This is a genomic window from Chitinophagales bacterium (assembly GCA_016787225.1).
Taxonomy (GTDB): domain Bacteria; phylum Bacteroidota; class Bacteroidia; order Chitinophagales; family JADJOU01; genus CHPMRC01.
Genome location: JAEUUY010000001.1, coordinates 1 through 13,725, shown reverse-complemented (window position 1 = coordinate 13,725; position 13,725 = coordinate 1). Strand labels below are relative to the sequence as shown.

Below are 13,725 nucleotides of genomic sequence, written 5' to 3'. Positions count from 1 at the left end.
AACTAATAATAATGAAGAATGACTTGTCTACAACTTATCATTCAAAACTTAAAATTCTACTCTTTATGGCCAAATACCCATTTGAGCGTAGTCGCTTCCGACTTTATTCAAAGCAACGATAAATGCAGCGGTGCGCATATCGTACTGACCTTTACCTTCTTTCCACTGCTTACGGATTGTCGCATAGGATTTCGCCATGGTATCAGCCAAACCAGAATTGACGAGATCTACCTCTTCAGGTCCTTTGGTAAACATTTTGCGTTCCATTTCATCCATTTTCTTGCCAGTCATTTTTTCCAAGAGATTAGCTATGTCAGCATTATGGTCTTCTTCGTGTTTTTTCTGCATACGTCCAAAGCGAACATGTGAAAGATTTTTTAACCACTCAAAATAAGAAACTGTTACCCCACCTGCATTGATATACATATCAGGAATAATGAGCACACCTTTCTTAGCTAATATCTCTGAAGCTTCCGCAGAAACAGGCCCGTTCGCTGCTTCGCCTATAACTTTGGCCTTGATATTTTCTACATTAGCCATAGTAATTTGATTTTCGAGAGCAGCTGGAATTAGAATATCACATGCCAATTCCAAAGCATCAGAACTCTTTGCCATATTGGTAGCACCAGGGAAATTTAAAATAGATCCTGTAGCCTTTCGGTGTTGAAATACTGCATCGACATCCAATCCATTTTCATTGAAAATAGCGCCCTCATATTCAGCTATGGATATGATTTTACATCCATATTCTTGCATAAACAATGCCGAATAATAACCAACATTCCCTAGACCTTGAACCACAACTGTTTTACCTTCAAGTCCTGCTGTCATGCCTAGTTCTTTCATATCTTCTTCATAGCTAAAAACCTCTTTCAACGCATACGATACACCACGTCCAGTAGCAGCTGTTCTACCTGCTACTCCACCCAAACTTACAGGCTTGCCAGTCACACAACCGAGACCATCTAATTCACCATTATTGAATGCCATATAGGTGTCCACTATCCATGCCATTTCTCGCTCTCCAGAACCATAGTCAGGTGCAGGTACATCTAGTCCAGGACCGATAAAGTTTTTCTTAATCAATTCTGACGTATACCTTCTCGTAACTTTTTCTACGATATCAGCTGGTTCATTTTTTGAATCAATTTTGATGCCTCCCTTCGCGCCTCCAAAGGGCACGTCCACCAGAGCACACTTATAAGTCATTAAAGAAGCTAATGCCATAACCTCTTCCTGATCTACGTGCATGCTATACCGAATACCCCCTTTCGTAGGCATTCTGTGGTGGCTATGTTGTACTCTATAAGCTTCGAATACTCTTACCTTACCATCATTTCCCTTGACTGGGAATTTTAAGCGAAGTACATTGTTGCAAGCCTTGATTTGTGATAATAGTCCTTCTTCCATATTAATAAATTTGGAAGCTTTATCGGTATAGTAGCCGACACCTTCAAAAAAACTGAGTTCCTTTTTTGCTGACATTTTCTGAAAAAATTATTTTTTTAGTTGTTTAGAGATATGTAATAAAGTGGCACTAATGCCTATGAAAATGATAAATAAAACGATGACGACTACCGCAAATTTGTCACTGCTGACGACCCATTGATTGAGACTTTCCATTTAAAAAATGTATATCCTATGAATAAAGGGCAAAAATACGATTTTTCCTATGCTGGGTCTAATCTTTTTTCAACAGCTTGAGGCTAAGCAGTATGCAAGAAAGGGGGGGGTAAGCAAAACAACGCCGGGGGCATTCCGGTTGCCCTCCTTGGTTACATATTCTGAGTATAAAAGTTATAATCTTTTAAAACAGTTTTGATAAAGTCAGTATCATTGCCAGATACATTCTTAGTGCCTGTAACCTCTTCTATTTTTATACGAAGTTTTCGTAGGGTTTCCATATCTTTTTTCTTTACGGCTATAGTATAGGAATTCTTAATAATTCGAGCATCATTATCCGATAGTTTCACCACCAAATGATATATGGGCTGATAAGCCTCACCTATATCTTCGAGTATAGTACTATCGATGGTATATTTATTCTTTAATGAAATCACGGTGGTTCCAGCAGCCATATCTCCCAGCCTTTGAGATCGTTTACTTGTTACAATCGCTATGATACCTACGATGGCACTATTTGAATAGATATCTATCAACCTCATAACCCATCGAATGACATAATCGCCAAAGGAAGCCTGATACCCATCAATTTTTACAACCTTGGTCTTCATGACTCGCTTACCTATAGTTTGACCTTCGAGGAGATTTTCGAGAAACAACGTATAAAAGATTGCTGGAAGAAACAACACGACATAAATAGCCATGATTGACCAATTATCCATGTCACCTGTAAAGTCTAAATAGGATAGAAGAAAGGTGACCGTTAAGATATATGAGAATTTGATAATTTCATCGATAAGGTAGCCAAGCATTCTATCGCCAAAGGAAGCTAGATTAAAATTTATATTTACGTTTTGCGTAGTGTTAATGGCTACTTGATCCATAGTGTCTAAATAAATTTTTTTTGGTTAATATCTTTAGATATTTATATTGTCTTTTAGAGGGTAAATATAATTGACAAATTTTATATGTTGCTTTAGAATTCTTCATGTCATACATTTAACCCCCAACTTGCTTGACATTAAGGTTCGCTTAATTCTATCATGATATTGAGATAAGTTGTCTATGAAATACAATTTTCTATATATGATAATTCTATTTTTCTATCTCTTGAATAATATGGCTTATGAAAAAGAGAAATTTTATATACATTTGCCTTAATACCAGATGAGAGAAGTAGCATTTATAAAACAAAACAAAAATAAATGGGAGCAATTCGAGGCGGCCATTATGGGCAGGACACTTAAGGGTCCAGATGAAATGGCTCATCTCTATATTCATTTGGTTAATGACCTATCGTATGCTCAGACCTATTATCCCAAAAGTAATACGACTAAGTACTTAAATTTTTTAGCATCACAGATTTACCAGAAAATATATCAGACCAAGCGACAGGAATCTAATCGATTAGTTTACTTTTTTAAGGTCGAAGTGCCACTGCTCATGTATCAATATCGATACATTACCCTGTTCACATTTATACTATTTTTTACTTTTGTAGGTATTGGGGCTATTTCAGCCAAATTCGATCCAGATTTTGTAAGGTTAATTTTAGGAGATGGATATGTAAATGATACGCTTGAAAATATAGAAAACGGCAACCCTATGGCCGTATATGGTAAGGGGTCGAACTGGGGTAGTTTTATTGGCATTACATTTAATAATTTGTATGTGGGACTGCAGTGCTATGTCAATGGTATTTTTTTAGGAATGGGGACATTTTATATTTTATTATCTAATTGCATCATGCTAGGGTCATTTCAGTATTTTTTTTATGAACATAATGTGTTTATAGAAAGTATCAGGGGTATCTGGGTGCACGGCAGTATGGAAATATTTGCCATAGTCATAGAAGCCACCGCTGGGTTTATTTTAGGGTCTAGTATTCTTTTCCCTAAGACATTTTCTCGATTTAATTCTTTTAAAATAGGGTTTCGAAATTCATTTAAAATTTTATTAAGCACCATGCCTTTTACCTTTTGTGCAGGTCTTTTAGAAGGTTTTGTTACTCGATATGCCTTGGATATGCCCTTGGCTCTGAATTTAGTGATTATACTAGGTACCTTAGCCATTATTTCATTTTACTATCTTGTTTATCCCTATTTTGTAGTAAAAAAAGCAGAAAGACAGCAATCAATAGAAGCGATACCATTTATCTAAACATTATATCTAGACCTATGCATAATTCAATTCATAAACTTATATCTTTCACCTTTTAACTTTCAACTATATTATGTTTCAATTATATAGAAAAAGAACCTTTAGTGACTATCTCAATGATACCTTTTCGTTTTTAAAACTGACTGGTAAGCATTATTTTAAAAACTATACCATCCTTTGTGGAGGGCTACTTCTTATCCTAACCATATTAGCCTATATTTTAGGTAAAGCCTATATGGCGTTTATTTTCGGAAGCATTACTAATCAAAGCTTTAAAATTGAAGAACTATTTGGAGGAAACATTGCCTTATTCGTAGGTATATTATTTTTCTTTTTTATCGTGATTATCATTTTTAGTTTCCTAAGTTATCTCTACCCTATGGTTTATCTGCGTTTGTACGATGAATATGGACATGCGGAGTTTGAAACAAAGGTTATTGGCGACAGATTAAAGGCAGATATCGGTAGAACCGTCAAATTTACATTCTTAACCATTTTATTAACTTTCACGGTAGGGTTATTGCTGGTTGCTATGATGATTATCTTATTTATAACAGTTATTGGTATTCCATTCGTCTTCATCGGTATTTATGCTTTGATAGGAGTATATAATATTGCCTTTTTTTTATATGTTAATGATAGAAATACAGGTTTTGTAGAATCCTTTAAAACCGCTTTTGAATTTGTAAAGAATAACTTATGGCCTGTTGTAGGATCTAATTTTGCTATGTCTATGTTAGTTCAAATAGTTGGTTCCGTTTTTACTTTCATACCTCTTATCATAGGTATGATTTCACTATTTACTAGTCTTGAAGGATCTTCTGGAGGCTTGCCTGAAACTGCTGGATTTGCTATAGCTATGGGTATTACAATGGCAGTATCGATACTGGTCACTTATTTTCTACATAACCTAATCATTCTAAATAATGGTATGATATATTATACCATGCAAGAAACGAATAATAGCCACTCTTCAAAAAGTGAAATAGACCTCATAGGAACAGAAAGTGAATCATAAAATAGTCTTATTTTTTCTTTTTTTTACAATAGGGTTTACCCTTATCGCACAGGAAGGTGATACTACTATGGCAGTGGATACGGCCTATACCGTAGATGCTAATGATGAAGTAGGTTCTATCTCCTATACCTATCCAAGTGACATCGAGCGAAGAAAATTTGATTCAAATTTTAAAGCTAAATATAATACAGACCATTTCATCTATGAACCCAAGGTTCAAAAATATAGTCAGTGGGATCAGTTTAAAGAATGGTTTTTTCGGTGGCTTCGTGAGTTTTTTGATTTGCAAGACAAGAATGCTGCCTCGGAGTGGTTCGAATATTTGCAATATTTTTTAGCCTTTCTTTTAGTCACAGTTGTTGCATTTTTTATAATTAAAGCTATTATTAATAAAGAGGGAGGTTGGATTTTTGGTAGAGATAGTAAAACGGACACTATTGATCAACATAATGTGGAAGAAAAACTCCATCTTGCTAATTTTAGTGAACTATTGACAAATGCTAAAAGAAAGAATGACTATCGCCTTGCTATTCGATTTTATTATTTATGGTTATTGAGAAAATTATCCGATAAGAAAGTCATACAATGGGATATTAATAAGACGAATATGGATTATCTCTATGAGATAAAGAATAAAACACTTCGCGAGAGGTATAGTTATCATTGCTATGTTTATGATTATATATGGTATGGTGAATTTGATATGAGCGAGACCGAATTTATAAAAGCAGAAATGAGTTTTAATGAAACTTTTAAAAGCATAGATGGACAATAGACTGAAGATATATGTTGCTATCTTGATTCTGATTTTTTTCGGAATAGCTTTTATGGAGTTTAATCGGCCCCGTGAGATAGACTGGAGACCACACTTTACCACAAATAAAAAATCTCCTTACGGACTTTATATTCTCGATAAAGAGCTGAAAAACCTATTAGGTGGAGTTTATATTGAAAAGCTCAATGAGACTCCATATGAGTTTTTTGATAGGCATTTCGATTATGATTCCTCTATATCCAATTATACCATCAGAGGGACTTATTTCTCTGTAGAACATGAGAACAAACTAGATGATCAATCTGCTACAGAGGTGTTATATTTCGTATCGAGAGGTAACGAAGCTTTTCTATCAGCTACTAGTTTTTCTGAGGTGCTGCTGGATTCGCTTAATATTAAGCTGGATTTTGATTATGGATTTAATGATACGGTGCATGTTAGTTTGAATTTTGTAGATTCGAATAGTTATCCTATCAATAAAGTCAATTACGTTTCTTACTTCGATTCGATTGATACAAGTAAGGTGAGTATATTAGGTCATTTAGTTGCCCACAGGGGAGATACGGTTTCCAATCATATAAATTTTATACGTGTAGCGCATGGGGAAGGCTATATTTATCTCCATAGTCTGCCTGATATATTCACTAATTATCAGCTTTTAAAAGGTAGAAATCATCAGCATACATCCGCGGTATTATCTTTTATTCAAAATTCGAAACCTATATACTGGAATACCAATGAATACGGAAGAGGCGAAAAGTCAGATACTCCGCTACGTGTAATCTTAGAACATGACTCGCTACGATGGGCTTGGTATTTTTTACTGATAGGATTTATCTTGTATCTCATCTTTAATGCCAAGCGAAAACAACGTATAATTCCTATCATACCTGCGGTGCAGAATACGACAGTAGATTTTACGAAAACCATAGCCAATATGTATTTTCAGGAGAGTCATTTTAAGACGGTCATAGATAAGCGAGTCATCTATTTTCTGGAAAGAGTGCGCACAGAGTTCCATTTAGATACCCAAAAACTAGATGAGAAGTTTATACATAAGCTTCAATTAAAATCAGGTAGATCAAAGGAACTCATAGAGAAAATTGTCAAAAAGATAACGAATAAAAAAATGAATCGATATTTGTCAGAAAATGACTTGGTTGAATTAAACGGATTGCTCGAAGAATTTTGGATAGGGAAGTAGTGAATTTGAAAATGAGTGTTAATGTGAAGATGTGATAATTTGAAAATTTGAAAATGATTGTGATGTGATATTTTTAATGAGTTAATGCACAGATAAGTAATGTTAGTTAGTATTCGACGCCGTAGGCGAAATGAATAAATAAATTAGTGAACATTCGTGTAATTCGTGGCAAAAATAGATGTGAAGATGTGATAATTTGAAAATATGAAAATTTGAAAATGATTGAGATGTGAAATTTTGTAATGAGTTAATGCACAGATAAGTAATGTTAGTTAGTATTCGACGCCGTAGGCGAAATGAATAAATAAATTAGTGAACATTCGTGCAATTCGTGGCAAAAATAGATTTGAAGATGTGATAATTTGATAATTTGAAAATGATTGTGATGTGATATTTTGTAATGAGTAAATGCACAGATTAGTGATATTCGTGAGTATTCGACGTCGCAGGTGAATTGAATAAATAAATTAGTGAACATTCGTGCAATTCGTGGCAAAAATAGATTTGAAGATGTGATAATTTGATAATTTGAAAATGATTGTGATGTGATATTTTGTAATGAGTAAATGCACAGATTAATGATATTCGTGAGTATTCGACGCCGTAGGCGAAATGAATAAATAAATTAGTGAACATTCGTGCAATTCGTGGCAAAAATGGATTTGATGGTGGGCAGAAATGATTATTGATAGTAAATTTGAAAATTTAAAAAGATATATAATGATGAAATTAACTCCTAACCAAATCTTGACTTATGGCTATAAAAACTCACTACTAAATATATTACATACAGTACAACCTACATGTCATAAAAATTAAAACATAAACATATGGAAAATAATAATTCTCTAGAACAGTCTCAAAATATGGAGCAAAACACTGACTTGAACTTCAAGAATCGAATTGACTTATCTGAATTGCAAAGAGCAGTAACCGATATCAAAACTGAAGTAGGCAAAGTCATCGTAGGACAAGAAAAAATGATAGACCGCATACTAGTCGCTATGCTAGCAAATGGGCATATCCTTCTCGAAGGTGTCCCTGGAGTGGCTAAAACGATTACTGCTAAATTGATATCTAAAACGATAGATATTGGATTTTCTAGAATTCAGTTTACCCCGGATCTTATGCCTTCGGATATTTTAGGTACCTCGGTATTTAATCTAAAGACGACAGAGTTTGAATTTAAAAAAGGTCCTGTTTTCTCCAATCTGATTCTCATAGACGAAATCAATAGAGCGCCTGCTAAAACCCAAGCTGCACTATTTGAGGTCATGGAAGAAAGGCAAATAAGTATCGATGGTCATAAATATACTATGGATCAGCCATTCTTAGTCATAGCTACACAAAACCCAATAGAACAAGAAGGAACGTATCGACTGCCAGAAGCTCAACTTGATAGATTTTTATTTAAAATCAATATCGATTATCCTAGCTTAGAAGAAGAGGTAAATATTTTGATGCGCGAACATGAATTGCAAAGTGAGGATAAATTAAATCAAGTAGTAAAAGTTATCAGTGGTAATCAGCTAAAAGCGTTTCAGGGAATAGTGAAACAAATAGTCGTTGAAAAAAATCTAATGGAGTACATCGCTAGAATCGTGTCGAATACAAGAGAGAATTCGTTCTTATATCTAGGCGCTTCTCCGAGAGCATCGATATCCATATTGAATGCCGCTAAGGGATATGCCGCTCTGAGAGGAAGAGATTTTGTGACACCAGATGATATTAAAGAGGCAGCTATTCCAGTATTGCAGCACAGAGTGGTCGTAGCTCCTGAGCGTGAAATGGAAGGGATGACTGGTCAGGAAATTATCGTTCAAATTTTAGAAACGATTGAAGTACCTCGTTAGTATTCAGTTTTCAGCTAGGTATTCCTTAGATAGTTATCATGAAGTTTTTTAAGCAGCTTTATTTAAATCATCTCTTTTTCGGTTTTATCCTTTTGATAATTATAGGCTTTGCTATTTCCTTTATATTTCATGGGCTTTATATGATTATCTGGTATTTGTTTGCCACCTTGATGATTTTCGTCGTTACAGATATTTTATTATTGTTTGGAAAAAGAAATGGATTGATCGGACATCGAACTTGTCCTGAGAAATTTTCCAATGGTGATCAAAATGAAATTTTAGTGACACTAGAAAATAATTATACCTTTTCTATCGCTACGAATACGATTGATGAAATTCCTTTTCAATTTCAGATGCGCAACTTTAGTATTAAGGAAAAAATAAAAGCAAAAAAAACGATTGATTTTACCTATAAACTTCGTCCTACAGAGCGCGGAGAGTATGTTTTCGGTAACTTAAACGTCTATGTTTCATCTCCACTGGGTTTGGCATCCAGAAGATTTACCTTCGCTGCCGGGGAGATGATTCCTACTTATCCCTCTTTTCTTCAATTAAAGAAGTATGATTTACTGGCTTTTTCCAATAATCTACATCAATATGGAACCAAGAAGGTAAGACGAGTCGGATATTCCATGGAATTTGAACAAATAAAGGAATATGTGCAGGGAGACGATATACGCACCCTCAACTGGAAAGCTACTGCCAAGAAAAATGCACTCATGGTCAATCAATATCAGACAGAGCGATCCCAGACCATTTATATGGTCATAGATAAAGGAAGAGTAATGAAAATGCCTTTTAATGGTTTATCACTCTTAGATTATGCCATCAATGCTACCTTGGTATTAAGTAATATTGTTTTGAAAAAAGATGACAGAGCAGGAATGTTTAGCTTCGCTAAAAAAGTGGAGAATAGGGTAGTGGCAGAGAAACGAGGTTCGCAGATGAATAAACTACTAGAAGCATTATATAACGTAGAAACTAATTTTCAGGAAAGCGATTTTGGTCGCCTATATATAGATATAAAAAAACATATACAGCATAGAAGCTTGATCATGTTATATACCAATTTTGAAACTATGGATGGGCTTTATCGTCAGCTACCTTATTTGAAGGGGATAGCCAAAAATCACCTTTTAGTGGTTGTATTTTTTCAGAATACAGAGCTGCACGATCTCGTAAATCAAAGAGCTAAAAACGTGCAGGAAGTTTATGACAAAGCCATAGCAGAGAAATTTATCTTTGAGAAAAAACTTATAGTCAACGAACTACGAAAGTATGGTATCTATTCCTTACTCACCAGACCAGAAGACCTTACTGTGGATAGTATCAATAAGTATTTGGAGATTAAGACGAGAGGGTTGATATGATAAATTTGAAAATTGTTTAATTTGAAAATTTGAAAATGATTGTTTATGTGAAGATGAGTTAATGTGGAAATGTGATGATTTGAAAATGGACTCAATTCGTGAACATTCGACGCCGTAGGCGAAATAAATAAAGTTAGTGTGAATTCGTGTCATTCGTGGCAAAAATAGATTTGAAGATGTGAAAATTTGAAAATGATTGTTGATGCGATGATGAGTTAATGTTGAAATGTGATGATTTGAAAATGGACTCAATTCGTAAACATTCGACGCCATAGGCGAAACAAAATAGAATTAGTGTGAATTCATGACATTCGTGGCAAAAATAGATTTGAAGATGTGAAAATATGAAAATGATTGTTGATGTGAAGATGAGTTAATGTGGAAATGTGATGATTTGAAAATGGACACAATTCGTGAACATTCGACGCCATAGGCGAAACAAAATAGAATTAGTGTGAATTCGTGACATTCGTGGCAAAAAAATTATGATTCGATTTGAAAAATTGTCATTTAAATATGATTTCTCCTTCGAGTCTTAGTGGCTAAAAATCTCTGCTTCTATTTTATGAAATTAGTTTCAATTCCCCATTTTCTATCCATATTTTCTTCGTGGAAATTTCATTGACATCTTCGTTATAGTGATCGGTGATAACAATTCCTTTCATTTTACTCTTTTCAACGATTAATTTTTTGACTGCGTCCTTATGTAAAGGTGCTAAGAGTGAGAAAGGTTCATCTAGGAGAATAAATGGATGCCATAGATTTAAAATGACGATAATTTCAACATATCGTGCAGCTCCATGTGACAACTCGCTCATTTTTTTGAGGCTATAATCTGCTACATAAGGCAAGGAGAAAAGCGGTTTTTGCTGCTCATGCGTTTTATACATCATAGCGATAATTTCACTAGGAGTGAGGCCGCGTGGCAGAAAACTATCCTGAGGTAGCATGGCTATCAGACTCGTTTTTGGAGAAAGTTTGCTTAGCTTTTCTCCATTTTTAGACCAGTCTAATTTATCGGCATTGTGTGTGCCAAAGAGCGATTTCAGCAGGGTAGATTTACCACAGCCGTTTTCACCTTCCATGGCTAGTACTTCTCCTGTCTGAATAGAGAAACTTCCATTTTCAATGAGCCTGCGTCTCCCATGGCTTATACTTAGGCTATGAACATCAATTTGGAGCATTGGACGAAGAGATATAGGATGAAAGAAAATAGGACATTGGCTAGCATCGTTTTGAGCATGAGTTCTGCTTTTGTATAGCCGTAGTTATAATAGAAATAATATTCATGCCCTTTGTGATATTGATAGGCAATAAATGATACCAAACTACCAAAGGTGCAAAAGCATATAAAAAAATTACCTACAAATCCTACTAAGGCAGAAAAGATAAAATTATAGATAAAGGTACTACGGTAATAATGGAGGAAAAGGCTGTGCATCATGAGTTTTTAAAAGTTGTGATTTTATATTGAATAGCTCAGAGTTTGTCTCTACAAAAAAAAGACTGTCATTTCAGACAGCCTCCATTGTAAACCCTTTAAAATTATAATAATAACTACTCCGCTGGCGGTGTAGTATTGCCTGTATTGGGGAAAAATTGTTTGAGGTAGTTTTGCTTTTCCGAAAAGCCTGGGGTATTCGTCCCTGCTTTGTATTTCGTATAGTCATAGTCAGTCAGTGCATCGTGATAGTTATCATAGTCATGTACTATTTTAAAATCTGTAATGAGGCGCATGAGGCTCTGAATTTTATCCGCTCTCGTATCGGCGAATTGTCGATCGGCATAGTCCGCCTCAAACTCTGCCCAGTCGATGTCAGAACTTTGGAGATAGGGCTGATTTTTATGAAAATCCATGATACCATTGACCAATAGCTTGTTCTTTTCATTGATACTACCATATCGACCACGTTCTTCGTCAGTGAGGTTTGAGTAATAGCAGTAGCTATGGTTATGAGATCGTCTAAGGCTTTGTCAAAGTCTGCAATCTGTGTAGCGGTAATGTGTATCTTATCTAAATTGTTTAATGGCATAGTCCAAAAGTTTAAATGGTTATAAAATTTAATATCAATTGTATAACGTGAACTATTTTGATTTTAGTATAGTTAAAAATACTTAGTGATAACATAAGCAAACCCAGCAGCCGTGCCTAGCCTTTAGGTGCAGAGGTGGTCGTTTTAGCGACCAAGGCTAAAGCTTTAAGAAAACGACTTAAAACTTTAGGTAAAATCGCCAAAGTTTTAAGATACTATGTATAAAGCTTTAGACAAATTCGTTAAAATTTTAAGCCTCATGGATAAAATTTTAACGGACTTAGCTAAACGAACCACCTCGGAGGGTAAAACTTAGGGTTTTTAGCCATGAATATATAAAATTAAAATACCAAAAATTAGACTAAAAGACCTATTTTTATCTCAGAAAAAAAATAACATAAAAAAAAACGAAAAACGAAGCACCCAAATAGTCGCTATTTTAGGTATTATATAGTACTCAAAAAAGCAAATAAAGAAAGAAAAGCGGAATACTTTTTACCCTATAGCGTCCACCAGATGTCGGTCAATCCTCCAGAGACGGACAAGCACAAAAATATACCGCATATCCAAACTACATAAAACACCATTCGCTTGAACTATCGTACAACTCGGTGTTGACATTATACAAAAACGATAGACTTTAAGTATTTTATACTTAATTTTGTACAACGTCAACACCCCCCTCGTTATACTATACTATTATGAAAATCAGCGTACTTCTAATAAGCATTTTTTTTACTTGTTGTCAACAAAAGGAACAAGGTCAAAATGCTATTCTACTTGAAAAAATTGTTTCATATAATAATACAACCTTAATTGATAGTATTGTTCAAGGCAATAGTGAATTCTACATTTTGGACTCTGTTAAAAGGCAAAGCTACTTTCCTCTTTGTTATGTTGGTAAAATTAAAGACACTTATCTGCTAACTGAAGATTGTGGTTTCACAAGTGAAAATTGTGGTTCAGCAGGGGCAGAGCAACCTGAAGTTAATCTTAAAATATTTGTCGATACAAATTTTAAACTTTTTTACTATATTAACAAAGAACATTATATAAGCCAAAAGTCAAGTAAAGTTCAAAAAAACATTATTTACAACACATTTCCCATATTTATAACAAATCTAAAAGATTCTTGTATAGGTTTTCCAACCTATAGAGATATTGGGTATATGGTCAGACAGGTAAAGGCAAAAAATGGAAAATGGATAGATATTGAAACCTCCAAAAACTATAAGTGTTCAACGGATGGAAATTTAGACTATATAAAACCGAAACAAATTTTTATAGCAAAACTTTTAAGATATGAAGGTAGTGCCAAAAGAGAGTTTAGATTAAAATTCCAAAGATATGAAACAACAGTATATTCAAATATATTTACCGATTATGTAGATGAAGAAAAACTATTAAAATTACTGCAAAAAATAGAATCGTATAACTGACAGTCTGCTAAAAGTGTGGGTGAAGGAGTTTAAATAATTTGCAGCTGGGTATCGAAATGGTGTATTTTTGTATAAAGTTCGGGATGGTTAAGCCACACCAGAAGGCTGCCGGGCGTCAAACTGTCTAAAAACTCCCATGCTTTTGTGGAAATGATGATAAGTTTTAGATGAGATGGAATCTAAAGATGCGATCTTCGATGCCATGAAATATATACAAGGTAAAGACAGAAGTCAATCCATACTTTTTCCT

The 13,725-nt window shown here is 34.4% G+C and carries 12 protein-coding genes; 7 read left to right on the top strand and 5 right to left on the bottom strand.

Going from position 1 to position 13,725, the window contains the following annotated elements; genetic code table 11:
- Nucleotides 1-63: 63 nt before the first annotated feature.
- Both JNL75_00060 and JNL75_00055 read right to left on the bottom strand, forming a co-directional pair.
- Nucleotides 64-1,485 (bottom strand): Glu/Leu/Phe/Val dehydrogenase, encoded by a 1,422-nt coding sequence (locus JNL75_00060; protein ID MBL7788205.1) that lies wholly within the window; start codon nucleotides 1,483-1,485, stop codon nucleotides 64-66.
- A 290-nt stretch (nucleotides 1,486-1,775) separates the two neighbouring features.
- Nucleotides 1,776-2,507 (bottom strand): RDD family protein, encoded by a 732-nt coding sequence (locus JNL75_00055; GenBank protein MBL7788204.1) that lies wholly within the window; start codon nucleotides 2,505-2,507, stop codon nucleotides 1,776-1,778.
- Between the two features lie 283 nt (nucleotides 2,508-2,790).
- On the opposite strand from JNL75_00055, the gene JNL75_00050 reads away from it, so the two are divergent.
- From JNL75_00050 to JNL75_00025, 6 genes are all read left to right on the top strand, one after another.
- Complete coding sequence (locus JNL75_00050) at nucleotides 2,791-3,783, top strand: stage II sporulation protein M (protein MBL7788203.1); 993 nt, start codon at nucleotides 2,791-2,793, stop codon at nucleotides 3,781-3,783.
- A gap of 73 nt (nucleotides 3,784-3,856) precedes the next feature.
- Entirely contained in the window at nucleotides 3,857-4,801 is a 945-nt protein-coding gene (locus JNL75_00045) for a hypothetical protein (protein ID MBL7788202.1), read from the top strand.
- The gene (locus JNL75_00040) at nucleotides 4,791-5,576 is read left to right on the top strand and encodes a hypothetical protein (protein ID MBL7788201.1); all 786 of its coding nucleotides are present in this window, start codon (nucleotides 4,791-4,793) and stop codon (nucleotides 5,574-5,576) included. Before JNL75_00045 ends, JNL75_00040 begins: the two co-directional genes overlap by 11 nt.
- Entirely contained in the window at nucleotides 5,566-6,780 is a 1,215-nt protein-coding gene (locus tag JNL75_00035; protein MBL7788200.1) for a hypothetical protein, read from the top strand. The genes JNL75_00040 and JNL75_00035 overlap by 11 nt, the downstream gene beginning before the upstream one ends.
- 866 nt (nucleotides 6,781-7,646) lie before the next feature.
- Nucleotides 7,647-8,633: a MoxR family ATPase gene (locus JNL75_00030; GenBank protein ID MBL7788199.1), complete on the top strand. Its 987-nt coding sequence runs from the start codon at nucleotides 7,647-7,649 to the stop codon at nucleotides 8,631-8,633.
- A 38-nt stretch (nucleotides 8,634-8,671) separates the two neighbouring features.
- Entirely contained in the window at nucleotides 8,672-10,003 is a 1,332-nt protein-coding gene (locus tag JNL75_00025) for a DUF58 domain-containing protein (protein ID MBL7788198.1), read from the top strand.
- A gap of 563 nt (nucleotides 10,004-10,566) precedes the next feature.
- Here the strand turns inward: JNL75_00025 and JNL75_00020 are convergent.
- The 3 genes from JNL75_00020 to JNL75_00010 form a co-directional block, all read right to left on the bottom strand.
- Entirely contained in the window at nucleotides 10,567-11,187 is a 621-nt protein-coding gene (locus JNL75_00020; GenBank protein MBL7788197.1) for an ABC transporter ATP-binding protein, read from the bottom strand.
- A complete protein-coding gene (locus JNL75_00015; GenBank protein MBL7788196.1) occupies nucleotides 11,160-11,444 on the bottom strand; it encodes a hypothetical protein in 285 nt (94 codons plus the stop codon). Before JNL75_00015 ends, JNL75_00020 begins: the two co-directional genes overlap by 28 nt.
- Before the next feature lie 116 nt (nucleotides 11,445-11,560).
- A complete protein-coding gene (locus JNL75_00010) occupies nucleotides 11,561-11,860 on the bottom strand; it encodes a hypothetical protein (GenBank protein MBL7788195.1) in 300 nt (99 codons plus the stop codon).
- 877 nt (nucleotides 11,861-12,737) lie between these two features.
- On the opposite strand from JNL75_00010, the gene JNL75_00005 reads away from it, so the two are divergent.
- Nucleotides 12,738-13,475: a hypothetical protein gene (locus JNL75_00005; GenBank protein MBL7788194.1), complete on the top strand. Its 738-nt coding sequence runs from the start codon at nucleotides 12,738-12,740 to the stop codon at nucleotides 13,473-13,475.
- The last annotated feature ends 250 nt before the right edge of the window (nucleotides 13,476-13,725 follow it).